Origin of the sequence: Paenibacillus aurantiacus, assembly GCF_042431225.1 — a bacterium.
Lineage (GTDB): Bacteria > Bacillota > Bacilli > Paenibacillales > Paenibacillaceae > Paenibacillus_Z > Paenibacillus_Z aurantiacus.
Map to the genome: position 1 here is coordinate 17,629 of NZ_JBHMDO010000039.1, position 22,534 is coordinate 40,162.

22 protein-coding genes are annotated in these 22,534 nt (G+C 57.2%); 3 read left to right on the forward strand and 19 right to left on the reverse strand.

Annotation, left to right across the window (positions count from 1 at the left end; translation table 11 throughout):
- Nucleotides 1-8: 8 nt before the first annotated feature.
- From ACFFSY_RS23970 to ACFFSY_RS24025, 12 genes are all read right to left on the reverse strand, one after another.
- Nucleotides 9-968: an FAD binding domain-containing protein gene (locus ACFFSY_RS23970; protein WP_377498865.1), complete on the reverse strand. Its 960-nt coding sequence runs from the start codon at nucleotides 966-968 to the stop codon at nucleotides 9-11.
- A gap of 21 nt (nucleotides 969-989) precedes the next feature.
- Entirely contained in the window at nucleotides 990-1,919 is a 930-nt protein-coding gene (locus tag ACFFSY_RS23975) for an ABC transporter permease (protein WP_377498867.1), read from the reverse strand.
- Between the two features lie 18 nt (nucleotides 1,920-1,937).
- Nucleotides 1,938-3,038 carry an ABC transporter permease gene (locus tag ACFFSY_RS23980; protein ID WP_377499268.1) on the reverse strand — a complete coding sequence of 367 codons (1,101 nt, stop codon included), beginning with the start codon at nucleotides 3,036-3,038 and terminating at the stop codon, nucleotides 1,938-1,940.
- A gap of 14 nt (nucleotides 3,039-3,052) precedes the next feature.
- Nucleotides 3,053-4,603 carry an ABC transporter ATP-binding protein gene (locus ACFFSY_RS23985; protein WP_377498869.1) on the reverse strand — a complete coding sequence of 517 codons (1,551 nt, stop codon included), beginning with the start codon at nucleotides 4,601-4,603 and terminating at the stop codon, nucleotides 3,053-3,055.
- Nucleotides 4,604-4,743: 140 nt separating this feature from the next.
- Nucleotides 4,744-5,907 (reverse strand): BMP family ABC transporter substrate-binding protein, encoded by a 1,164-nt coding sequence (locus tag ACFFSY_RS23990; protein WP_377498871.1) that lies wholly within the window; start codon nucleotides 5,905-5,907, stop codon nucleotides 4,744-4,746.
- 188 nt (nucleotides 5,908-6,095) lie between these two features.
- A complete protein-coding gene (locus tag ACFFSY_RS23995) occupies nucleotides 6,096-6,698 on the reverse strand; it encodes a nucleotidyltransferase family protein (protein ID WP_377498873.1) in 603 nt (200 codons plus the stop codon).
- The gene (locus tag ACFFSY_RS24000; protein ID WP_377498875.1) at nucleotides 6,634-7,698 is read right to left on the reverse strand and encodes an XdhC family protein; all 1,065 of its coding nucleotides are present in this window, start codon (nucleotides 7,696-7,698) and stop codon (nucleotides 6,634-6,636) included. The genes ACFFSY_RS23995 and ACFFSY_RS24000 overlap by 65 nt, the downstream gene beginning before the upstream one ends.
- Nucleotides 7,699-7,936: 238 nt before the next feature.
- Complete coding sequence (locus tag ACFFSY_RS24005) at nucleotides 7,937-8,359, reverse strand: GNAT family N-acetyltransferase (protein WP_377498877.1); 423 nt, start codon at nucleotides 8,357-8,359, stop codon at nucleotides 7,937-7,939.
- Between the two features lie 27 nt (nucleotides 8,360-8,386).
- Nucleotides 8,387-9,220 (reverse strand): hypothetical protein, encoded by an 834-nt coding sequence (locus tag ACFFSY_RS24010; protein ID WP_377498879.1) that lies wholly within the window; start codon nucleotides 9,218-9,220, stop codon nucleotides 8,387-8,389.
- Nucleotides 9,217-9,582, reverse strand: a complete 366-nt coding sequence (locus ACFFSY_RS24015; RefSeq protein WP_377498881.1) for an ArsR/SmtB family transcription factor — start codon at nucleotides 9,580-9,582, stop codon at nucleotides 9,217-9,219. The genes ACFFSY_RS24010 and ACFFSY_RS24015 overlap by 4 nt, the downstream gene beginning before the upstream one ends.
- Nucleotides 9,583-9,788: 206 nt before the next feature.
- Entirely contained in the window at nucleotides 9,789-12,596 is a 2,808-nt protein-coding gene (locus ACFFSY_RS24020) for a glycoside hydrolase family 3 protein (protein WP_377498883.1), read from the reverse strand.
- Nucleotides 12,597-12,827: 231 nt separating this feature from the next.
- Nucleotides 12,828-13,232: a hypothetical protein gene (locus ACFFSY_RS24025; protein ID WP_377498885.1), complete on the reverse strand. Its 405-nt coding sequence runs from the start codon at nucleotides 13,230-13,232 to the stop codon at nucleotides 12,828-12,830.
- 330 nt (nucleotides 13,233-13,562) lie between these two features.
- Between ACFFSY_RS24025 and ACFFSY_RS24030 the strand changes: the two genes are divergently transcribed.
- Both ACFFSY_RS24030 and xerS read left to right on the forward strand, forming a co-directional pair.
- Nucleotides 13,563-13,709 carry a DUF4023 domain-containing protein gene (locus ACFFSY_RS24030; protein ID WP_377498887.1) on the forward strand — a complete coding sequence of 49 codons (147 nt, stop codon included), beginning with the start codon at nucleotides 13,563-13,565 and terminating at the stop codon, nucleotides 13,707-13,709.
- Nucleotides 13,710-13,818: 109 nt separating this feature from the next.
- Nucleotides 13,819-14,904 carry a tyrosine recombinase XerS gene (gene xerS, locus ACFFSY_RS24035; RefSeq protein ID WP_377498889.1) on the forward strand — a complete coding sequence of 362 codons (1,086 nt, stop codon included), beginning with the start codon at nucleotides 13,819-13,821 and terminating at the stop codon, nucleotides 14,902-14,904.
- Nucleotides 14,905-15,000: 96 nt separating this feature from the next.
- Here the strand turns inward: xerS and ACFFSY_RS24040 are convergent, their stop codons facing one another.
- Both ACFFSY_RS24040 and ACFFSY_RS24045 read right to left on the reverse strand, forming a co-directional pair.
- The gene (locus ACFFSY_RS24040) at nucleotides 15,001-15,750 is read right to left on the reverse strand and encodes an SDR family NAD(P)-dependent oxidoreductase (protein ID WP_377498891.1); all 750 of its coding nucleotides are present in this window, start codon (nucleotides 15,748-15,750) and stop codon (nucleotides 15,001-15,003) included.
- A 31-nt stretch (nucleotides 15,751-15,781) separates the two neighbouring features.
- Nucleotides 15,782-17,497: a proline--tRNA ligase gene (locus ACFFSY_RS24045; RefSeq protein WP_377498893.1), complete on the reverse strand. Its 1,716-nt coding sequence runs from the start codon at nucleotides 17,495-17,497 to the stop codon at nucleotides 15,782-15,784.
- Between the two features lie 418 nt (nucleotides 17,498-17,915).
- Between ACFFSY_RS24045 and ACFFSY_RS24050 the strand changes: the two genes are divergently transcribed.
- Nucleotides 17,916-18,218 (forward strand): DUF3817 domain-containing protein, encoded by a 303-nt coding sequence (locus ACFFSY_RS24050; protein ID WP_377498894.1) that lies wholly within the window; start codon nucleotides 17,916-17,918, stop codon nucleotides 18,216-18,218.
- Nucleotides 18,219-18,437: 219 nt separating this feature from the next.
- Here ACFFSY_RS24050 and ACFFSY_RS24055 read toward each other — a convergent pair whose 3' ends face one another.
- The 5 genes from ACFFSY_RS24055 to ACFFSY_RS24075 form a co-directional block, all read right to left on the reverse strand.
- Nucleotides 18,438-19,034 (reverse strand): spore coat protein, encoded by a 597-nt coding sequence (locus ACFFSY_RS24055; RefSeq protein ID WP_377498895.1) that lies wholly within the window; start codon nucleotides 19,032-19,034, stop codon nucleotides 18,438-18,440.
- A 124-nt stretch (nucleotides 19,035-19,158) separates the two neighbouring features.
- Nucleotides 19,159-19,818: a TetR/AcrR family transcriptional regulator gene (locus ACFFSY_RS24060; protein ID WP_377498897.1), complete on the reverse strand. Its 660-nt coding sequence runs from the start codon at nucleotides 19,816-19,818 to the stop codon at nucleotides 19,159-19,161.
- Between the two features lie 65 nt (nucleotides 19,819-19,883).
- Nucleotides 19,884-20,906, reverse strand: a complete 1,023-nt coding sequence (locus ACFFSY_RS24065) for an ABC transporter permease (RefSeq protein WP_377498899.1) — start codon at nucleotides 20,904-20,906, stop codon at nucleotides 19,884-19,886.
- A complete protein-coding gene (locus tag ACFFSY_RS24070) occupies nucleotides 20,903-21,655 on the reverse strand; it encodes an ABC transporter ATP-binding protein (protein ID WP_377498901.1) in 753 nt (250 codons plus the stop codon). The genes ACFFSY_RS24065 and ACFFSY_RS24070 overlap by 4 nt, the downstream gene beginning before the upstream one ends.
- A gap of 184 nt (nucleotides 21,656-21,839) precedes the next feature.
- Nucleotides 21,840-22,484 (reverse strand): carbohydrate-binding family 9-like protein, encoded by a 645-nt coding sequence (locus tag ACFFSY_RS24075; protein ID WP_377498903.1) that lies wholly within the window; start codon nucleotides 22,482-22,484, stop codon nucleotides 21,840-21,842.
- Between the last annotated feature and the right edge of the window lie 50 nt (nucleotides 22,485-22,534).

The window sequence follows — 22,534 nt, forward strand, 5'->3', positions numbered from 1 at the left end:
TCCCCTCCTTATCCCAAACGCTCCCTAAGTCGCCAAAGCTCGGCAACCAGCAAATTCGCTACAGTCATCTTGCGATAGCTGCTTGAAGCAAACCCATCGCCCTTCGGCTCGAACTCCTCCATCACCGTCCGGTGTACCTCGGCGGCACAATCTTCCCCGAGCGGCTCGGGATGTGCCTCGAGCATCCGCTCCGTCCGCTCAAGCCGATAAGGAACGGTCTGGCCGCCACCGGCCGCAATGCGAAGGTTGTTGATCTGCCCATTCTTCGCGTCCCATTCCCCCGTTACCGCCAATGTCGCGACCGAGGGCGTGAACGCTTCGCGGCGCCCGACTTTATGATAAGCCCGAATGACTGCCGGGCGACTGGCAGCGGGTGCGTATCGTTCAGCCATACTTGACTGATTCGCATCACGTCCGGTGAGGGGGATCTCCGCATCCCGCGTCAATCGGATTTGGATAAGCAGGCGATCCTCCTCCGTCCCCTTCTCGTTGGCCAGCCAGTCTTCGAGCGATTCGGCTTGAAGCCCGCTCTTACCAAGCCAGATTAGCTCCGCTCCTCCAACAAGCAGCGCAGGCAGCGAGTCCCCGATTCGAGAAACGACATTCCCGCCTAACGTCGCTAAATTCCGTACCGATGGTGCGGCAATATTGCGAATGGCTTCGGTAAGCAGAGGGAACGCAACTTGGACGCGCGCGTCTTGGCGCAGCGCGCTGAGCGGACAACAAGCGCCAACGACGAGCTCGCCTAGTTCCAGGTGAAAGCCGACTAACATCGGAATCGCGCTCAAATCGATCAAATGCGACGGAACAGCCGCCGTGCCCGCTTCCCACTGTGTCCGCAGAAGCGTACCGCCTGCCGTATACACGGCAGAAGATCCGAGCATTTGTTTCATCCGATAAGCCTCGCCGATCTCTTGGGGCCGCTGTACGACAGGCATGACGGGCATGTCAGGGTGTCGGTTCGACATACGATACCCTCCTTCTCTACGTTAAAATCGCTGCTCGCGGATATACGGCGTCCCGAGTGCTTCCGGCGAGCCGGAAGGCTTGTTGCGGTTGCGATACCCGAGCGCCATCAAGACGAGAATCGTCACGAGGTACGGAATCATTTTCAGAAAATACGGCGGGATATGGCTGCCAAACAGCTGAATACGGAAGCCGAGCGTATCGAGCGCTCCGAAGAAATACGCGCAGAACAAGGCACGGATCGGATTCCATCTCGCGAAAATAATAAGCGCCACGGCAATCCATCCTCGGCCGGACGTCATCCCTTCGATCCAAGTCGGCGAATAGACGAGCAGCAGATCGGCGCCGGCCAGCCCGATCAACGCCGAGCCGATCACGACGCAGCCATACCGGAAGGCTTGCACCCGGATGCCCATGACATCGGCAGTCGAAGGATTGTCGCCAAGCGCCCGCATGTGAAGTCCCCAGGAAGTTCGGTGAATGTACACGTGCAGGAGGATCACAAGCGCAAAGCTGAACCATGTGAGCGCATCAAGGCGACTGAACAGGTCTCCGAGAACGGGAATCCCTTCCAGCCATGGCAGCTCCACCTTCGGCACCGACATCGGCAGCGGTGTGCCGCTGACTCCTTTGCCCAAATAGGCGCTAAGCCCAGAGCCGAACAACGTGATGGCAAGTCCGCTTACGATCTGGTTCGTATGCAGCGACACCGTCATGAACGCATGCATCAAGCCGATAGCCGCGCATACGGCAAGTACCGCCAGCAGCGTGATGACAAGGCTCTCCGTCTTGAGGTACGTCAAGCATGCCGTAACGGCGCCCATCAGCATGAGCCCCTCTGCGCCCAACTGGATAATGCCGGAACGTTCGATTAAGATTCCGCCAAGCGTCGCGAACAGGAGCGGCGTCCCGGAGGAAATGGCGGCGACCAACAATTGCGTAATAAAGTCCATGCGGCGCTATCTCCCCTTTCAGCCTTTGCGGCGGATTCGAATTTTGCTAATGGTGGCGCCTGCAATTAAGAAGAACAGCATCGCCCCCTGGATCATCTCGGAAATCGATGAAGGCAGGCCGATCGTCTGGACGCTGTAGCCTCCGACGATCAGGGCGGCGAACAGCACCGAGGAGATGACGAGCCCAACCGGATTCAGCCTCGCCAGCCAAGCGACGATGATGGCTGTATACCCGTAGCCCGGCGAGATGCCGTACATGAGCCGGTGCGTGACGCCGGATACTTCGCTCATACCCGCCAAGCCGGCCATTCCGCCGCTAATCAGCATGACGATTATAATTTGCTTCTTGATGCCGATTCCCGCATTCCGCGCAGCCTCTTTATTCGCGCCGATCAACCGCAGCTCGTAGCCCCATTTCGTATAGTTGATGACGACCGCGTACACGATGACGGCCACGGCTGCGAAAGCCAAGCCCAAATGAAGGCGGCTGTCGCCGAACAGCGGCAGCGACTGCGCTTCGGTGAACATCGGGGTGCCCGGAAAATTGAACCCTTTCGGATCTTTCCACGGACCGAATACGACGTAGTCGAGCGCGAGCAGCGCAACATAGTTCAGCATGAGCGAGGTGATTAACTCATTCACCTGAAAATGCGTCCTGGGTATCGCGGTTAACAAGCCCCAAATGCCGCCTGCCGCGATGCTCAGCACGATCATTAGGGGGATGGCCGCATAAGAAGGCAGCGATGGCCAATACACCGTTACCGCTGTCGCAGCCATTGCTCCAATCACGAACTGCCCCTCCGCGCCAATATTCCAAATCGAGATCCGATAGGCAAATGCGACGCCAAGACCGCATAGCAACAGCGGGATCGCTTTGACGAGCGTTTCGGTCATCCCGAATGACGAGCCGAACGCGCCGCCGATCATTTTGGCATAAACAGTAACCGGGTTCATCCCGTTCGCCGCGATGAAGATACCGCAGAAGACCAGCGCCAACATAACGGATACGACCGTGACCCACCATGGCGAGCCTTGACCGTTGTAGCTCCGTTCGATTTCCAGCCGCAAGCGAGGTTTGGCGGCACTATCCGGTTCCGGGGCTGCTGCCGTGGATGGCATGGCTTGCTGCTTACTCATAGGGCTGCCTCCTCTTCTTCGTTCCGCATGCCTGCCATCCAGAGGCCGATCTGCTCCCGATCCGCGAGCTCCCGGCTGACTTCTCCCGCGATTGCGCCGCCGTAGAGGACAACGATGCGGTCAGCCAGCAGCATTATTTCGTCCAAATCCTCGGAGATGAGCAGCACGCTCCGACCGTTATCCCTCAGCTCGCACAGCAGCCGATGGACGCCGTCCGTCGCGCCGACGTCGAGCCCTTGCGTCGGGTGTACAGCAACCATCAGCTTCGGATTCTGATGGATTTCTCGCGCGAAGAGCAGCTTCTGCTGATTGCCGCCAGAGAGCGACCTCACCGGCGTCTCTAGATCCGGCGTCTTGACGTCGAATTTCTCGACGAGGAATTGGGACCAACTCCGATTATCCGCGCTGCGCAGAAATCCGTATTTGGATCGTGTCGCGCTGGCGTACGACTTAACAAGCAGGTTGTCGACGATGCCAAGACTTCCTGCCAGCCCGCTCTTCATGCGATTCTCCGGCACATGGGCGATGCCCGCCTCGATCGCGCCGCGCACCGACCCGTTCGCCAGTGGCTTGCCGTCGAATCGGATCGCGCCGCTCCTCCATCCCCGCAGGCCGGTCAGCACCTCGGCCAGCTCGCGTTGACCGTTCCCTGCCACGCCCGCAACGCCGACGATTTCGCCTTCGCGAATCGTAAGATCGAGCCGATCGAGCGCCTTACGCCCATGATCCGCATACACATCGAGTGATTGGACTTCCAGCAGCGGCAAGGTGTTCCCAGGCTTGCTTCGACGCGGTTGGCGGTGCAGGTTGGCCGCCGTTTCGTTACCGACCATCAGCCGAGCCAATTCCCGTTCGTCGGTATCCGACTTGGAGAGCGTGTGCATCATCCGTCCCTTGCGCATGACCGAAATACGGTCCGAGACGGCCATCACTTCCTTCAGCTTATGCGTCGTCATGATGACGGTCTTGCCTTCCGACTTCATATGCAGCAGCGTGAAGAACAATTGTTCGGCCTCGCCCGGCGTGAGCACCGACGTCGGTTCGTCCAAGATGATGATATCGGCTCCGCGGTACAGCGTCTTGACGATCTCGACCCGCTGTTGCTCGCCGACTGACAGCTGCCAGATCGGCCGGTCGACCGGGAAAGGCAAGCCGAAGCGGTCGGCCAGCGCTTCGATTTCTTCCATCTTCGCTCTCATCCAACGCGCTCCCCGCCAGAATGCGGAACGCTCGCCGAGCACGATGTTCTCCGCCGCGCTTAGCGTCTGCACCAGCCGGAAGTTCTGAAATACCATGCCGATGCCAAGCTTCATCGCATCCTTGGGGGTCTTGATGCGCGCCGGTTCGCCTTGAATGTCGATTTCGCCACTCGTTGGCCGATACACGCCGGAGAGCATGCACATCATCGTGCTTTTGCCTGCACCGTTCTCACCGAGCAGCGCATGGATTTCGCCCGTTCTGGCGCTGAAATCGACGTGATCGTTGGCCACGACTTGCCCGAATGTTTTGACAATTTGGCGCATCTCTACCGAATTGGCCCTGTTCATGCCTTCTCCTCCTGCTCTTGTTCCAGCTTGCCCATTGACGTTCGTCCGCCGAAGCGGCCCGATAAAGAACAAATCCCTTATAGTAAGGGATTTGTTCTTGGTTAATTATGGAGTCGTTCTTCGCTTGCAGCTTCAGCGCACTATTGCGGAATCGAGCCTTCGACGCCTTGGACGAACCAGTTCATCTCCAGAATCTTGTCAAGCTCCATCGTCTCGCCCGATTTCAGTTTCTCGGCGCCCGACTGATCGACGATCGGACCGCTGAACACATGAAGCTCGTCGCTCAATATTTTCGCCTGCGCATCTTCCACGAGCTGCTTGACGTCATCCGGAATATTCTTGCCGAGCGGGGCCAGACCGACCATTCCATCCTTCATCGAACCCATATATTGTTCATTGGTCCACGTACCGTCTTGAACAGCCTTGACGACCTTCGCGTAATAAGGCCCCCAGTTCCAAATCGGATTCGTCAAATAATAGTCAGGCGCAAAGCGAGACATATCCGAATCGTTACCGCCCGCGAACGCCCCGCGCTCTGCAGCCGCTTGAATCGTGGCAGGAGAATCCTGATAGGCCAGCAAGACATCCGCGCCTTGATCAAGCAAGCTGACCGCCGCTTGACGCTCCGTGGTCGGATCGAACCATGTGTTGGACCAGACGACCGATACTTTCGCATCCGGATTCACGCTTTGGATGCCAAGCGCGAAGGCATTAATGTTATAAATGACTTCCGGAATCGGGAACGCGCCTACGTAACCGATGTGGTTCTTCTTCGTCATCTTGCCGGCGGCGATGCCGCTTAAGTAACTGGCTTCGTAGTTCTCACCGAAATACGTACCCATGTTGTCGTTCGTCTTGTAGCCCGCGCAGTGGACGAAAACGACATCCGGGAATTTCTTGGCAACGTTCAACGTGTAATCCATGTAGCCGAAGCTCGTCGTGAAAATGATATCGTGATTTTGCGCCAGCTCCGTAATCACGCGTTCGGCATCCGCGCTCTCCGGCACGTTCTCGACCGTATCGGCCTTCACGCCAGTCTGCTCTTCCATGTATTTGCGGCCTTGATCATGCTGGTACGTCCATCCGCCGTCGCCCGGCGGGCCGATGTAGACGAACGCCACTCGCGGCAGCTTCTTCGCCCCTCCGGCGTCGGCGGCGGTATTGTTCACGTCACTCGCGCCATTCCCTGCAGAGCCCGCGCTCGTCGCCCCCTCGTTACTCGAGCCGGTACAACCCGCCAATGCCAGAACAACCGTCATAATCATCGCCAGCGCAAACATCACAAACCGGTTACATTGTTTCATGTGCTTCCTCCCCATGTCTCTATGTGTCATCGGCGCAAGCTCTAGTTGTTAGGTAAAATATAGCTCCGCCAAAACATCACGTCAACTTATCTTACATGCTTATAGAGAGACTGACGAAACAACGCCACCTATTTGTGCATATTGCACAAACCACACGTTATGTTATATGACACAATCAAGATTCCTCGCTAAGTCCCACTTTTCGCTTTCGTCTGAATCGCCTGCCACAGAGTTCTGGCGTGCCCGAGCTCCTCTGGCGTATCCACATCCACGAACGACCATTCGGCTGCGAAACGCGCGACCATTCCCCTATATTCCGGATCGCGAAAGATACGCCTCGCGCCTTCGTCCCCCTCTAAGTTGCGGATGGCGGGAAAGAGGGAACGGCTCAAGATCACGGGAGGCATCGGCGTCTGGCCTTTGCCGGAGGCGACATAATCGAGCGAGGAGTTGGCTTGGTAAATCTTCATCAGTCTGCGAAGCTGGAGCGAGGAGACGAATGGCTGATCAGCCAGCGCAATGAGCACCGCATCGGGCTGCTCGCCGCGCAGCGCTTCGATACCAGCTTGGAGAGAACGCGACATGCCTTGCGCCGCATCCCTGCAAGGCGCGATGCGAAGCTCCGGCAGCACGGCCCTCGCTTCGTCGCGTTCGCACAGCCATAGCAGCGGATCATCGGGTCTGACGACGACGACGATCGGACTAATCCCGCAGCGCCACATCTCCCTAAGTGCGCGGCTGCCGAGCGTAATGCCCGGCGACAGCTCGAGCGACAGCTTTGGTTCTCCCATTCGTTTGCTGGCCCCAGCTGCCAAATAAATGCCTGCGATTTTCACTGCCCTCTCCCCCTTTGGCTCGTTGCGCCCGCCGCTGCGCGCGAACAGCGATCAGCTCGGCCGCGATGCTAACGGCGATTTCATCCGGTCCCTCCGCGCCGATCCGAAGACCCGCAGGCGCGTGAATCGCCGTTAAACGTTTCCCGTCCATACCTTCGGTCAAGGTGCGAATTCTTCGTTGCGATCCTATTATGCCGACATAGGCCATATCGAGCTGAACAAGCTCCGCAAGCATCGCCCGATCACGCTGTGCTTGATGGCTGCTGATCACGGCGTAATCTCCGCTCCGAATACCCGCCTGGCGGACAATCAACTCCGGCGCGCCCGCGATCAGCGTCGCGCCCGGGAAACGATCCTGTGTCAGCAATCTCTCGCGCCAATCCGCTACGACGACTCGAAAGCCGGCCTCCTGGGCCCGGCAGCTGATTGGGATCGCGTCTTCGCCAGCGCCGAATAACAGCAGCGTAGGTCTCGGAACGAAGAGCGTCTGCGGAAAACGAGCATCTTCGGACGCTAACTCGGCGGCAGAACCGCTCTCCAATCGGTAATGCGGCAGTCCGCCGCGCACCTCGCGAATCAAGCGCGTCGTCTCGCCTTGTTCCATTCGGCGTCCGGCTTCAGTCAAGCAATCCCATAGATGTCCTCGTACGGGCTCCAGCAGGACGCTGATCGCGCCGCCGCATCCGACCGACTCGCCCCAAATCGCGTCCTCATCGGGATTCATATTATAATCGACGCGCTCCATCCTGCCCGTCTGCCAGACATGGGGTACACGCGCGAGCAAATCCGCTTCCAAACAGCCGGGACTGATGCTCCCGATCGAACCGGCCTGCAGCCGGAACAACATCGCCGCACCGGCCTTCCGATAGGAATGACCGGTCACTGACGCGATGGTCGCCAGCACGGCAGGCGCGTCTTCCTGACGAATCGCTTGCAGTATTGGGTGATAATCCACAGACAGCGCCTCCTCTTCTCGGCCATATGCCGGATCTGATTAGAATTTAATGTGAGTATTCCTTACATATTAGAGCAACAAACTCGTTTAATCAATATATATGTAAGATATCATGACATTGATTATGACAAATGAACCTTTAATCGCCTCGCATAACACTTCCGGCGCATCCAATGCGAAAAAGGCGGATATCCATATCGGACATCCGCCTTCTCCAAGCGTTCGTACAATGTATAAGTTAGAGTGCTTTCACCATCGCCACATGAGGGATATCGGCTTCCAAGAATACGTCGGATATCCGTTTGTACGCGAGTTTCTCGTAGAACGGCTCCGCTTGCGTCTGCGCGTGCAGCTTTGCTTTCTTCAGCCCTTTCGCCTGCGCGATGCTCTCCAAGGCGTCCATGATATGACGGCCCAAGCCGAGCTTGCGGTAATCGGGAAGAATGCAAATCCGTTCCATCTTGGCCATATCTTCCACGACACGAACGCGTCCTGTCCCGACAGGCCGGCCTTCATGATACACGAGCACATGCTCGGCTTTTTCTTCGTGCTCGTCGTACTCTTCCTCCGCGGACACGCCCTGCTCGTCCACAAATACGATCTTTCGAATTCTGTAGACGGCTTCGAGGTCGTCTTTGGTCGTCGCTTGTTTCGTATTCATGCTGCTATCATCCTTTACATGTTTCTATTAGCGAAGCAATCGAATCATCTGAACGACTTGTCTGCGGTCGCCCGTAAGCACGGCTTCCGCGCTTCTGAGCTGAGACGAACCGTCGCCGTCCAGGAAGATGCCGCCCACCAATGCGACATCCTCGTCATGCATGTCATAATCCACTATGGCTTGTCTGAATTCCGACGCCGTCGCCGTATTCTCGCTGACGATCAGCAGCAGCGCTCCCTGATCGTCGTACACCGCAGCCGACCGAAGCCTGCGGTCGTCCGGGAAAGGCATCCGCTCGGCATCCGCCCGCCACCGCCACAGATTCGCAGGACCGGGACTCAAATCCAAACTAATACCGCCTTGCGCCCAGTAGTCGCCCCGGTCCGTCACTATGATGTCAGCTGCCCGGCGTACGGCCTGCACGCTGAACTTGCCGGCCGCTGAATCCCATACTAACGTGCCTCTCGCATATTTGGCATTCTCGTCTCCCGAGCCGTATCCTGACTCCGTATTCACGGGAACATCGTTATGCACGGCAATGCTAAGCAGCGCCCCTTCATAAAAGAAACCGCCGTTAATGCCGAAGAACGCCGTATCCGTCACGTTCGCGTTGATCCGCTCAAGCTTAATATTGTCCGGCGAAGTCTTCAGCACATGCAGCGCGACGCCGCTTGGGAACGCGTACCGCTCATAGTTGTAATCCGCGAACCCGCTCGGCTTATCCACGTCAGGCAGCCCAATCAGCAAATAGACAATACCCGCCAGCACGAATAGTGCCGCGACGGACATGGCTGCGAGAAGCGCGCCCCGCTTCGGCGACCTTGCATCGCGGATCGAATTCCCCTTCTCCGCTGTCGTCATGAATGGATCAAATGCTGCAGCGTCAGCATGAACAGCTGTTCCACATGATCGTCATCCAGCGAATAGAACACCGTCTTGCCGACTTTGCGGCGTTTGACGATCCGAAGATTGCGCAGCAACCGAAGCTGATGCGAAATCGCGGACTGCCCCATATCCAGCACCTGCGTCAAATCATGCACGCATAATTCGCTCTGCTGCAGCGCATGGATGATCTTCACGCGAGTCGGGTCGCCGAGCGCCTTGAACAGGTCGGCCAGCTGTACGGCGGATTGCTCCGTCACGAGCTTGCCCCGTATCGCCGCCAGATCGGCTGTCGTCCCCTCGCATGCCGCCTCGCACGCTTCCAACGCCGTCTTCTCCATCTTGTACTCACCCGCCATGTCCAATAGTCTGTCTGCCATTATAGCATATTTCACAGGCAGGATGCAGGCTCCGAGCACCTGACCTCCTTCAAGCGGGGACGCGTTAGCCGCATTGCGGTGCGGTGTAACGACGAACAAGCCGCCCGTATGGGTGGCTTGTTCGCAATGCCTATATTGTTGGCACTATCTTGAATAGAGGCTGCTGTCTACTGCACGCGAATGCGGCTAATTCGCACATGGCCCGTTAGGATCAGGTAAAGCTCCTGTCTTCCGCGTGCTCCTCTTAACTCGCACGATACCGTATCCCACTGCTGGCTGCCTCTGGCGATCACTTCGACTTGGCCGATGACCTCGCCATCTACGCCGCCCAACCGAATCTCAATACGTCCGCCGCCTTTGACGGCCGCCGTGCGCGCCTCGAATCGGCTTGCCCCGCCGCCTAGCTCCACGTCGCGGAAGCTTAGCCATGCGCCATTCGTCGTCGGTACGATGCAGGTACCGCCTTCTTTGCTCTCATCCAGATAGACGCGATCGTAATCGTCGTAATTCTCGGCGCGGGTCCAATCGCTCATATCGCGAGCGGGAACGGTCTCCCCATCAACCTCAAGCGCGGCCGAAATCGCGATATCCGCCGACGAGCGTCCGAGCTGAATCTCATAGGTGCCATTCTCGACGCAATAACGGTCGCGCGTAACGTCCCAGAAAGCAAGCGCTTCGGCGTTCAACTCGAATTGCACGGTCTTCTTCTCTCCGGCGGCAAGTAAGATGCGCTCGAAGCCGAGCAGCGTCTTGATCGGACGCTCCACGCGCGATTGAATCGCTCGGCCATACAACTGAACGACCTCTTCGGCCGCGAAGCTGCTCGCGTTCGTCACGTCGACCGAGACCGTAACGGCAGCATCCGCTAGAAGCCGGTCCGTGCTCAGACGCAAATTGCCGTATTCGAACGTCGCATACGTTAGGCCGTGACCGAACGGATACAGCACTTCCCCGTCAAAATATTGATACGTCTTCTTGCCCTTGCGAATATCGTACTCCATGAAGTCGGACAGCTGCTCCGCCGATTTGTACCACGTCATGTTCAGACGTCCGGCCGGAGCGGCGTCGCCGAACAGGATATCCGCGATCGCGTTGCCCAGCTCTTGGCCCGCATGCGACACGTACACGATCGCCGGCACGTGCTCTTGCGCCCAATTGAGCGCGAATGGATAACTGCCGACCACGACGACGACCGTATTCGGATTCGCGGCGTACACCTCGCGCACGAGACGCTCCTGCGATTCCGCTAGCGTCAGATCCGGGCGATCGATTTCTTCTTTGCCGTTAATAAGCGGGTGATTGCCGACCACGACGACCGCCACTTCCGCTTCCTTCGCCGCGCGCACGGCATCGGCTAGCCCATCCTTCACTTGGATCATGCGCAGCGAAGCGGCGTGATCCGCGCCTGGGCGATCCGACAGCGCCAATTCATCTCCGCGCAGCTCGAGCGCCCGCTTGTTCCAGGACGTCAGCTTCACTTCGCCAGACGCTTGCGGATGCACGTTCACGATCTCTTTCACGAACCAGCCCCAAATGTCGTCCGCGCCTGCCGTAAGCGTCGCGTCGTTCGCCATCGTGACATATTTGCCGGATGTACGGGAGATGAATGTGTGCGCGCCCCAACCCCAATCCGACGCGTGGAAAATGTCGCCTTCGCCCTCGGCCGCAATGATTCTGTGAGCTTCTCCATTCTCGACAGACAGTTCGCGGCCGTCCGAGCTTGCGAAACGCACGAGATCGCAGCCGTCTTCGAATGCGACCGTCTTGCCTGCCAGCTTATTGCGGATTGCCCCAAGCGGCGTTACTTTGTATGGGAATGTGCCGGAATACCAGTCACGGTAAACCATGTCAGCCAGCGGACCGATAACCGCCGCTTTGTCCAGCTTCTGGGCGTTCAGCGGCAGCAGACCTCCCTCGTTCTTCAGCAGGACGACCGACTTGCGCGCCGCTTCGCGCGACAACGCCGCATGCTCCCGAGAGAGGAGGACGGATTCACCGATCGCCTCATACGGATTATCTTCCGGATTGAACTCGCCCAGACGGATCCGCACGCGGAATGTATTGCGCAGCGCCCGATCAAGATCGGACTCCTCGAGCCATCCTTGGGCAAGGGCCTCGCGGATCGCGGCGCAGACCGGTTCGAATTCGTCCGTAATCGAGTCGACGCCGCTCTTGATCGTCTCCGCGACTGCTTGGGCGTACGTCTCATAATAGTGATGGTCGTTCACGATTCCCATCATATCCCCGGCATCGCTCACGACGAAGCCGTCCATTCCCCACTTTTCCTTCACCGTGCGGTTGACGTCCTCGAGCAGCAGCGCGGGCGTGCCATTGACCGAATTGTAAGCGGTCATCATCGATTGCGCCCCGCCCTTGACGAACGCCGGCTCGAATGCCTTCAAATAATATTCGTGCATGTTCCGCGGATCGATCGAGACCGAGCAGCTGCCACGATTAATTTCGTTGTTGTTGCCCAAGAAGTGCTTCAGCGTCGCGACCGATTTGAAGTAGAACGGATGGTCGCCCTGCATGCCCTGGACAAGCGCGGCGGACAGTTCACCCGTCAGATGCGGATCTTCGCCATACGCTTCTTCCGTGCGGCCCCATCTCGGATCGCGCTCCATGTCGACCGTCGGCGCCCACAACGTCAGGCCGTTAATGGCCGGATTGCGCTTGTAGAAGACGCGCGCTTCGTCGCCAATCGCGGAGCCGATCTTCTTGAGCAGTGCCGTATCCCACGTACAAGCCAGCCCGATTGGCTGCGGATACGACGTCGCTTCGCCAAGCCAGGCAATGCCATGCGCCGCTTCCGTGCCGTGCTTGTAAGGTCCGATGCCAAGACGGTCGATCGCGGCCATATATTGCGGCATGAGCCGCACTTTCTCGTCCAGCGTCAATCGGGAGACGAGGTCCTCGACCCGCGCTTCAAGCGGCAAGGACGCGTCCTGGAACGGATATTGGTAGGTTTTAGCCATAGTTAACACTCCTATCCCCGGCTGCGGCCAGGTTATGCTGTAGGGTGAGTGTACCATGGGTATGCAATCATGCGGAACGGGGGCGATTAGTGGTGTTTTCATGTCACTTTTGGATACAGGCGCACGAGAACGCCAAGCGTGCAAAATGAAGAACCGTCTCGCCGATTGCGAAACGGTTCTTATCGTGAACATTCGGAATTCACGTGTATGTGTGCAAACCAATAACTACAATTACGCTTCATTCGCCGCGTAAATGGACGTCTGATTGGTTCCGTAGGCCAGTTCCCAGACCGGGAGCTCTTCTTGCTCGCCGAGCAGCATGCCCTGCGAGAAACCGATCCATTCCCGAATCGAGTCGGGCTGCTCGAAATTCTCCATATTCTCGAGCGTCGTCTCTAGGCGCTGCACCTCATGCAGATTGCGCTTCTCCATGACGGAGCCGGTGAAAGCGTACAGGCATTTTTGGAAGAACGACTGATGCTTGCACGTATCGTCGCCGGCCAGCTCGATCAGGACGGGCAAGTTGTTGAAGTCGATGAGCGTAATCGCCCAATGCGGATGGGGAAGGCTCGTCCCTTCGTGTGCCCATCTGCGGATTTCGTTGTGCGTCGGATTCCATATATTTTTCATCATCATAAGTATCGCCACTCCTGCCTTGGTTAAGCTCTAACGTTACGGTTGCGTCGTCAGGCATTTGATATGTATATGTTGTATACCCCAAAAGATGCGCAAACTATCACAATATCGGATATTTTTTTGCCTGGACGCCGCTTTTTGCCTGTACGGAAATCCCCCGAAATCGCCGAAATATGGCTTTCTTGCCGATGCCTTCTGCAACAATTTGGCACGCTTCCGCAAACGTTATTTCGGGCAATCTACCGCTGAAGCAGATGTCTGCCATCTTTGGCGCGCCGCTTCCTTGATGCCCTATCCGACGACTCTCTGGCGAAAGGACGAATGACAACGATGAGCGAATCCATGAACGGATCAACGAGCGACTTCGTGGCGAAGGTGCACGATACGCAGGAGAAGGCCTTGAAGAACAAGGCGAATCACGGAAAAGGCACTCCTTCCTCCAAGCTGCCGACCAAGCAGCACGCCAACAACCCGTAACGGCCGCGAACGGCAGGATCGGCTTTCGTCCGAACTGCCGTTTTCCCGCTGTCCGCGCATTTTCAATGACCGCTCGCCTCTGCTACAATATGGACAAGAGGTGAAGCGCATGAACATCATCAAGATTAAAGACCGGCAGGAACTGGACCGGAAGGTGCCGGCCATGCCCTGGTACGTCGAGAAATTCATCGGCTACAAGCTGCCCGATCTCTCGCCCTCTTCGCTGCTCGAATACGTGCGCGATTACGAGACGTTCTTCTCGTGGCTGCTTGCGGAAGGACTCGCGGAAGGACCCGCCGTTCGCGATGTGAAGTTGGAAGAGCTCGAACGATTGCACATGGACAGCATCGACCATTTCAAAATGTTCCTCGCCACGCGCAAGGAGCATGCGAACAGCCGCACGACGATTACGCGCAAGCTGTCCTCGCTCCGCTCGCTCTTTCATTATTTGAGCCAGATCGCGGAGGATGAGAATTTCTACCCGCTGCTCAAGCGCAACGTCATGGCGAAAGTGTCGATCAAGCGGACTCATAAGCCGAAGGATACGGCCGCCAAGTTGGAAGGCAAGCTGCTGCAAGAGCACGAGATCGACGAATTTATTCGATTCATTCATGAAGATTACGCCATTGAGGTCGCGGATAACAAGCAAGCCCTCTACTCCTACACGCAGAACCGGGTTCGCGATACCTGCATCATTAGCTTGATCTTGAATTCCGGCCTTCGCGTCTCCGAGGTCGTGAATATGAACGTAGACGACTTCGATATGAAGAAGAAGCTGCTCTATGTGTTCCGCAAAGGCAAGAACGACGATACGTTCAAGACGCCGGTCTACTTCCGCCAAGAAGCGATTCGCGAGCTTCAACATTATATCGCGCTTCGAGATAGCCACTACAAGGCGCCCAGACGCGAGAAAGCGCTGTTCCTGGCGATTGCCAACGGCAAGACGGAAGGCTCGCGCATGACGAAACGGGCCATACAGGAAATGGTCATCAAATACGCCAAGCGTTTCGGCAAGCCGTATTTATCCGTACATAAGCTCCGCCACTCGTTCGCGACGGATTATTATCTGCGCAATGATCTGTACATGACCCAGGAGCAGCTCGGCCACGCCTCACCGGAGACGACGCAAATTTACGCCCATCTGACGGACAAAACGATGTCGGAAGCCATCGACCGCCAGAAAGAATCCAAATAACGCGATTACGCGCTTGACGCCGCGGTCGCAACGTCAAAAGCGCGCCAAGCGAATGTCGTCCATTCGCCAGGCGCGCTTTATTCGGCATTCCTACCATTACTCCGCGTAAATCATCCGATGCGTCATGCCGCCGTCGACCGTCAAATTAATGCCCGTGACAAAATCATTGCCCGCACCCGTCAAATAGAAGCACGCCTTCAGAATATCGTCCGGCTTGCCGACCCGTCCGGAAGGATGCTGCGTGTGGTCTTCCGTGCGAAGCGCGTCGTAATCGCCGTTCTCGATCCAGCCAGGGCTGATGCAATTGACCGTAATGCCGCTGCCCCCGAGCGATACGGCAAGGGCGTGCGTCAGCGAGACGATACCGCCCTTCGTCGCCGCGTAAGCTTCTCCGTTCGGCTCGGACATCGCGGCACGGGTCGAGGCGATATTGACGATTCTCCCCTTGCCCTGCGCCTTCATCCGGACAGCCGCCTCCCTCGCGCACAAGAACGTCCCCCGCAGATTGACGTTCACGACGCGATCCCACTCTTCGACGGTAAGCTCGAGCGGCGACTTCCAGATGCCGAAGCCCGCGTTGTTAATGAGGATATCCAGCTCGCCGCCCAATTCATTCACGTGGTTAAATAACATTTCGACTTGAGCAGGCAAGCCGAGATCCGCCACAATGAATACGGTCTGCCCGCCGGCTTGCCGAATGTCTTCCGCGAGTCGTTGCCCTGCTGCTTCCTCCACATCGGTCAAGATTGTCCGCGCTCCGGCCGCTGCGTACCCGTAAGCCAGATGCCGCCCGATCCCGCCGGTCGCGCCGGTAATAAGCACGGTTTGTCCTTCGAACGTAAACATCGTCGTCCTTCTCCTTTCGTTGCTGCCAAGCCTATTTCCCCAAGATGGCGCTCGCCCGAACCAAGGCATCCTCGACCGAGCACAGTTCCGCATCCGACTCCTGGCGAGACTTGAATTCCACCAGACCTTCCGCGGCTCCCTTCCCGATCACGATCCGTGCCGGTATGCCGATCAAATCTGCATCCTTCAGCTTCACGCCAAGCCGCTCATCGCGATCGTCCAACAACGTCTCCATGCCAGCTGCGCGGAGCTGCGCGTACAGCTTGAGCGCGAGCTCGCGCTGCACGTCGTCCTTCATCGATACCGGCAGAAGATGTACGCCGAATGGCGCTGCCTCAGCCGGCCACACGATGCCGCGTTCATCGTGATGCTGTTCGATCATAGCAGACAACAAGCGGGTAACGCCAATGCCGTAGCAGCCCATGATGAACGGGTTCTCTTTCCCTTCGGCATCGGTGAATGATGCCTGCATGGCGGAGCTGTATTTCGTCCCCAGTTTGAATACATGGCCAATCTCGATCCCGCGATGCGCAGCTAGTTCCTTCCCGCATTGCGGGCACGCTTCGCCTGCTTGGACGTTGCGCAGGTCGGCCACCGCTTCCAAATGAAAATCACGGCCCGGCACGACGTTCCGGTAATGGCTATCCTCTTCGTTCGCCCCCGTGACGGCGCTCGTCATTGCCGCTGCTTCACGGTCGACGATGATGCGCGCACGAAGCCCGACCGGTCCGGCGAAGCCGACCGGCGCGCTGGTCACGTTGCGCACGGTATCAGCATCGGCCAACTCAAGCGAGGTAGCGCCCAGCGCGTTCATGATTTTGGTCTCGTTGGCTTCATGATCGCCGCGAACGAGCACGGCGACCGGTTCGCCATCCGCCAAGTAGAGCAGCGTCTTGATCACTTGCGAAGGCTCGATTCCCATCCGGTCCCGCAGCTCCTGGATCGTTCGGATCCCAGGCGTCGCGAATTTGTGAAGCGCCTGCGTCCCGCCATCATGCTCGTCAAGAGAGATGGCATGCGATAGCGGCGCGGCTTCCGCTTTCTCCAGGTTGGCCGCGTATTCGCATGCGGTACAAGCGATGATCGTGTCTTCCCCCACGTCCGCGAGCGCCATGAATTCATGCGTGCCGCCCTCGCCGCCGATGGCGCCCGCATCCGCCAATACGGCCCGATATCGAAGCCCCAATCGGCTGAAAATCCGATGATAGGCCGCATACATCGTCTCATAACTGCGATGTAATCCTTCCCAATCGGCATCGAACGAGTAGGCGTCCTTCATGAGGAATTCGCGGACGCGAAGCAGCCCGAATCTCGGCCGCCGCTCATCGCGGAACTTCGTTTGAATTTGAAAGACCGTCAGCGGGAGCTTGCGATACGACGACACTTCTTGTGCAATAAGCGACGTGACGACTTCCTCGTGGGTTGGGCCGAGCGCGTACTCCCGGCCGCCCCGGTCGGTCAACCGGATCAGTTCATCGCCGTATACCTCGTATCTGCCCGACTCGCGCCATAATTCCGCCGGCTGCAGTGCCGGAAGCAGCACCTCGTTCGCCCCGGCCGACTCCATCTCTTCCCGAATGATCGATTCGATTCGCTGCAGCGTTCGTCTGCCAAGCGGAAGCAGCGAATAGACGCCGGCGGCGAGCTGCCGGATATAACCGGCGCGCAGCAGCAGCTGGTGGCTTACCGCTTCTGCATCCGCCGGGACGTCGCGCAGCGTTGGCGCAAGCAATTGACTCTGTTTCATAATAATCTCTCCTTCTTTATGCCCGAAACGCAAAAAAACGCGCCCCTCCCCTGTAAAAGGGACGAGCGCGCTCGTGGTACCACCCCGTATTCGACCTACTCCCCTCGCGCGTACGGCAAGAGGGCAGACTGGTCCTCATAGGTATTGGTAACGGGGGATACCCCGGCCGCAGCTATTAGGCGCGAATGCGGTTCGCTGCGGCAACTACAAGGCGGGATGCTTCGTCCGCGCGGGAATCTCTCAGCCTGGGATTCCTTCTCTGGGGCGCGGTGTCGTATAAGCTTTTTTCCTTGATCGGCGTTATTGGCGAATATTTGTTATAAAGTACACCAATTTGTCAAACAAGTCAACGCTATTGTACCAACGCTATCGTAATATTTAAGGGAATGAAATGATATCATCTTGGAGGCTGTCATTGATGACGTTGAAAACGGCTGTAGGAAGATTTCGCTTGATCGCGTTTGTGGAAGGGTTATCGTTTCTCGTGTTGTTGTTCATCGCGATGCCGTTGAAGTATTGGGCGGACATGCCCGGTGCCGTCACGCTCGTCGGGGGCATTCATGGCGCGCTGTTCGGGCTCTATATGCTCGCACTGATCCATGCTGCGATTGACGCCCGGTGGACTTGGAAGCAGGTTGCGCTGGCATTTATTCTCGCCTTTATCCCCTTCGGCACATTCGTGCTGGACGCTCGGATCCGCCGGAATCCATCCGGACGATAAGACAGCTGTTTCGAGCGTACGCACTCTGATATTTTGACAATGTACCGAAAAACTTCCCTGAATGTGTCGAGTCGTGCGCTCGCCCGGGAAATAACGACGCGTCTATTTCCCGAACGCGAGCGTATTTCCTGAATGTTCTGATCATTACCCGAATCGAACAAGCAAGAGCCTCCGGGGAAGAAGCTGCAGCTTCTTCCCCGGAGGCTCTTCTTATGCGGCTTAACGGATGGCGAAAGCGCCTTGCGGAGCAGGCGCGAACGTTTGAATCATCGTCTGCGTCGTATTCTCTTGCAGCGTCGGCACTTGGTAATACCCTTTTTGGTTCATATATTGCCACAATTCATACGCTTGCTCGGAACAGTTCACGGCGGACTGCTGCAGGAACGCGCGGAACTGCGGATTCGTACACTCTTGAGCGGCCATCATTTTCTTCACTGCGCCGTTCTTGTGGCAGTTCAGCGCCGCGCAAGCGACGTCGCGATCGTCCAATTGCTCTCCGGGCTGATTCGGCGCCGCGGGAGCCGGCTGACGCAAGCCAAGAACCGGCTGCACGTTCTTAGGCGCACGGAATTGTGAAGGCTGTGCAGCGCCTTGACCGTTAATGAGTTGAACAAACGTCTGATAGCCCTGCGTCATGAACTGTAGTTGATTGTCCAGAATTTGGGCCAACTGCGGATCTTGCACAAACGGACGGTACACTTGGAACATATTGATGGCGTCGATGGATGCCGCCAACACCTCGTGAATTTCGAGAATCTCGTGCGCGCCGTACTGAGCTGTGCCGAATTGCTGTTGTGCTTGAAATTGCGATGCCATAGGTAGTTCCTCCTCGAATAGATGATTAACCCGTTGTATTGTGGATGGAACTACCGCTCTTTATGTATGCGGGAACGAAAAAGAGACCCCGGACGCCATCGTCCTAAGGTCTCTAACTTACGCGTTAAGGGGCGAGCCCTTTCAAAATAAAATCGATCGTCGCCTGCCGTTCTGCCGCATCGTCCCACCCCGCGCCGCGCTGCGTGAGGAAGGAACGCATCAGAATGTAGCCCATAATCGTTCCGATCGACAATCGGATGACGGTTAACGGCGGCAGCCCGATCAGCTGACCCTCGCCTTGGAACTTCTTCACGACGCGAGTTACCCGCTCGAGCACTTGCGAGACGACAACCTCCTCCAGCGTCCGCTGCAAATCCGGATGGAACGGCAGCTCCTGCAGGACGATCTTGAGCATGCTCGCATTCTCTTCGACGAAAGCGATCCGATTCTCGATAAACGCGCGCAGGAACTGTTCGTAACTGTCATAACCGGTCTCCAGCACGTTCTTGAATTCGCGGAGCAAGAAAGGCGCAAGCAGTTTGACAATGCCCGGCGTGACGATCGACAGCAGCAAATCCTTCTTCGTCTTGTAATGGCGGAATATCGTGCCCTCCGCAACGCCCGCGCGCTGCGCGATCTCGCTCGTCGACGATGCGGCGAAGCCCTTCTCCGCGAACACCTCGACGGCCGATTCGACGATCCGCCGCTGCTTCGCGGTCATCCGCTCGCCTTCCGATTCGATGCGGAGCAGCTCCTCGATCCATGGTTCGTATGCGTTTGCCACCTATGATTCCTCCTACTTGCCCTAGCAGCTTCATTCTCCCATGATAGCATGGGCCCATTGGGTTGTTAAATCGAACGCTGCTTCCTTAGTGCCGCCACATTGAGCAGTGCGAATAGAACCGAGAAGCCCAGCAGCACCAGAACATTAACAAGATTGTCCGTCAGCCCCTCGCCTCTTATCATTATGCCTCGCAGCGCATCGGCTCCATAATAGAGCGGCATGAGAAAGCTCAGTTTCTGCATCCATACATTCATCGTCTCCAAGCTGAACAGCCCCGAGAAGAATACTTGCGGCACGATCACGATCGGAATGAACTGGATAATCTGAAATTCGCTGCTTGCGAAAGACGAGAGCAGCGTGCCGAGCGTAAGCGCCGTTAACGACAGCAGCAGATTAATCAACAGCACAAGCCAGATCGAGCCCTCCATATAGAGACCGAGTACGTAGATGGCATACCAGGCGATGAGTCCGGCTTGAAGCAGCGTGAACAACCCGAATCCGGTTAAATAACCGACCACCACTTCCCCGCGGCGGATCGGTGTCGCCAGCAGACGCTCCAGCGTTCCCGTCGTTCTCTCCCGTAGGAAGGAGACCCCAGCCAGCAGGAAGACGAAGAAGAAGGAGAAGAACCCGACCAGCACCGGGCCAAACGAATCGAAACTCGTCATGTCGACTTTGCCGTGGAGGTAACGAATAGCGGGCAGGATCGAGCCGCCCCCCTCCTCCCCCATCGCCTGTTGAAGGACGATCTGCACGCCCTTGCTGACCGCGGGATCGCTGCCTTCGAGCACGACGTACGGATTCCCGCCGTCTATCTCCAGCAGCGCATCGAGCTCCCCTACGCGAAGCGCCTCCATCCCCGCTTCGCGGTCGTCGTATGTCGTAACGTTCGCACCGGCCGACTCCAGTTTCGCCGCGACCGATGCCGGCATATCGATTACGCCGACGTCCGGTTCGGCCGGCTTCCCGTTAAAGACGAAATACATCAGCGTAAGCACAAGCAGCGGCGCGATGAATATAAGAGCAAGCGTCCGCTTATCCCGGACGAACTGCTGCATGATCCGAAGCGCGAGCGCGCGTGATCTCATTGCGCCTCACCTCCCCCGAGGGCGATGAACGCTTCTTCGATCGTCGCGCTCCCGCTGCGGCGCTTCAGCGCCTCCGGCGTGTCGACGGCGGTCAGCCGGCCGCCCCGGAGCAATCCGATCCGATCGCAGCGGTCCGCCTCATCCATCACGTGCGTCGTCAAAATAATCGTCGTCCCGCTGTCCCGCATACCCAGCAGCTCTTCCCATATTGACAGGCGCAGTACCGGATCAATGCCGACCGTCGGCTCATCCAATATAAGCACCTCGGGTTCATGCAGAAGGGCAATGGCGAGAGACAGTCTACGTTTCATCCCGCCCGAGTATGCCGCGACGGGCTTGCCGAGATGCTCCGTCAAATCAACGATGCGCATAACCGCCTGAATGCGGGCTTGAAGACGCTCGCCTTGCAATCCGTACAGCTTCCCGAAAAAACGAAGGTTCTGCTTAGCTGAAAGCTCGTTGTAGAGGGCGTCGGATTGGGCCATATAACCGATACGGCTTAGCATCGCAAGCTTCGGCATCCGCTCGCCGAGCAGCTTAATGTCGCCCGTGTCACACCGGTCAATGCCGGTAATCAGCTTGATGAGCGTCGTTTTGCCCGAACCCGATGGCCCGAGCAGCCCAAGCAGCTCGCCCCTGTCCACGTCCAGCGAGATGCCGTCCAGGATTGTGCGGCTGCCGAAGGATCGGGTCACGCCTGCAAGCGATAGTACCGGCTGATCATGGATGGTGGTTACATCTGTCGCCATGCTGCGGTCACACCTTTCAAGAAAATGTGAGTAATCACTCATTTTTCGAATTCATTGTAGCATCATAGCTCACATAAAGTAAAGTGAGTAATCACTCATTTTTTTAAAATCGATTCTGACTGAGATAAATAGCAAAAAGCCGCCTCCTATTACAGACGCGGCTCCTCTTTCATTTTTGAATTCCTTATACGAATTGCAGTGATCCGAACATTTGCGATAGATGAAAATTAACGACGCCGGTCGGACTCCACGCCTGGTATTCCCGCGTGCCGTCTTCCTGCTCATCGATCCGATAGAAATTCGCCCGCCAGCAGTCGCCGGCTTCGGCAGGTTTGCGAAATGCGGCCATCGGAATACGAATATCGTAGATTCTCAAGCTCCCTGCAGTTTCCGCGACTTCGGTCTCCAACCCATCAATGTTCCATGACCGGTTCCCGTATACAATATCGCCTTTGCCGCCGTTCTCGATCATCGCATCGAAGATGACGTTGTTCGGGCTGACTTCGATCTCCATATATTCCTTCCCCGCGCCGGTCTCGTCTATGAAAATCTCGACCACATCCTGATCATAGAGAGGATCGTCGCGCTCGGTAAAATCGGAGATCATGTAGGCATCCTGGCAAACAAAACGGAAATACAGAAACTCTTCGTCCCAACATGCGCTAACACGCGTTGGCTCCAATGGCGGAGCACACGTCACCGTATCGACAAGCGGCACCGAATCGAACAAATGCCAAGGTATGGATTTCGGACTCCTGTACTGAGGTCCGCGCGCCGGGATTTTGTTGCAGCGGTATACGTACTGCTTCGGCAGATGCGTCGTTGACATCCAACTTGCCCCTTTCCTAGCTAACCGTCACCTCTATCTTACTAGCGCCA

Coding starts and splice junctions, on each gene's coding strand:
- ACFFSY_RS24030 (WP_377498887.1), top strand. CDS start 13,563: ATGAGCGAATCCATGAACGGATCAACGAGCGACTTCGTGGCGAAGGTG.
- ACFFSY_RS24055 (WP_377498895.1), bottom strand. CDS start 19,034: ATGGCATCGCAATTTCAAGCACAACAGCAATTCGGCACAGCTCAGTAC.
- ACFFSY_RS24010 (WP_377498879.1), bottom strand. CDS start 9,220: ATGACGACAGCGGAGAAGGGGAATTCGATCCGCGATGCAAGGTCGCCG.
- ACFFSY_RS24040 (WP_377498891.1), bottom strand. CDS start 15,750: ATGTTTACGTTCGAAGGACAAACCGTGCTTATTACCGGCGCGACCGGC.
- ACFFSY_RS24005 (WP_377498877.1), bottom strand. CDS start 8,359: ATGAATACGAAACAAGCGACGACCAAAGACGACCTCGAAGCCGTCTAC.
- xerS (WP_377498889.1), top strand. CDS start 13,819: ATGAACATCATCAAGATTAAAGACCGGCAGGAACTGGACCGGAAGGTG.
- ACFFSY_RS24075 (WP_377498903.1), bottom strand. CDS start 22,484: ATGTCAACGACGCATCTGCCGAAGCAGTACGTATACCGCTGCAACAAA.
- ACFFSY_RS24070 (WP_377498901.1), bottom strand. CDS start 21,655: ATGGCGACAGATGTAACCACCATCCATGATCAGCCGGTACTATCGCTT.
- ACFFSY_RS23990 (WP_377498871.1), bottom strand. CDS start 5,907: ATGAAACAATGTAACCGGTTTGTGATGTTTGCGCTGGCGATGATTATG.
- ACFFSY_RS24050 (WP_377498894.1), top strand. CDS start 17,916: ATGACGTTGAAAACGGCTGTAGGAAGATTTCGCTTGATCGCGTTTGTG.
- ACFFSY_RS24020 (WP_377498883.1), bottom strand. CDS start 12,596: ATGGCTAAAACCTACCAATATCCGTTCCAGGACGCGTCCTTGCCGCTT.
- ACFFSY_RS24045 (WP_377498893.1), bottom strand. CDS start 17,497: ATGAAACAGAGTCAATTGCTTGCGCCAACGCTGCGCGACGTCCCGGCG.
- ACFFSY_RS24065 (WP_377498899.1), bottom strand. CDS start 20,906: ATGAGATCACGCGCGCTCGCGCTTCGGATCATGCAGCAGTTCGTCCGG.
- ACFFSY_RS23980 (WP_377499268.1), bottom strand. CDS start 3,038: ATGCCATCCACGGCAGCAGCCCCGGAACCGGATAGTGCCGCCAAACCT.
- ACFFSY_RS24015 (WP_377498881.1), bottom strand. CDS start 9,582: ATGGAGAAGACGGCGTTGGAAGCGTGCGAGGCGGCATGCGAGGGGACG.
- ACFFSY_RS23995 (WP_377498873.1), bottom strand. CDS start 6,698: ATGGGAGAACCAAAGCTGTCGCTCGAGCTGTCGCCGGGCATTACGCTC.
- ACFFSY_RS24025 (WP_377498885.1), bottom strand. CDS start 13,232: ATGATGATGAAAAATATATGGAATCCGACGCACAACGAAATCCGCAGA.
- ACFFSY_RS23985 (WP_377498869.1), bottom strand. CDS start 4,603: ATGAACAGGGCCAATTCGGTAGAGATGCGCCAAATTGTCAAAACATTC.
- ACFFSY_RS23975 (WP_377498867.1), bottom strand. CDS start 1,919: ATGGACTTTATTACGCAATTGTTGGTCGCCGCCATTTCCTCCGGGACG.
- ACFFSY_RS23970 (WP_377498865.1), bottom strand. CDS start 968: ATGTCGAACCGACACCCTGACATGCCCGTCATGCCTGTCGTACAGCGG.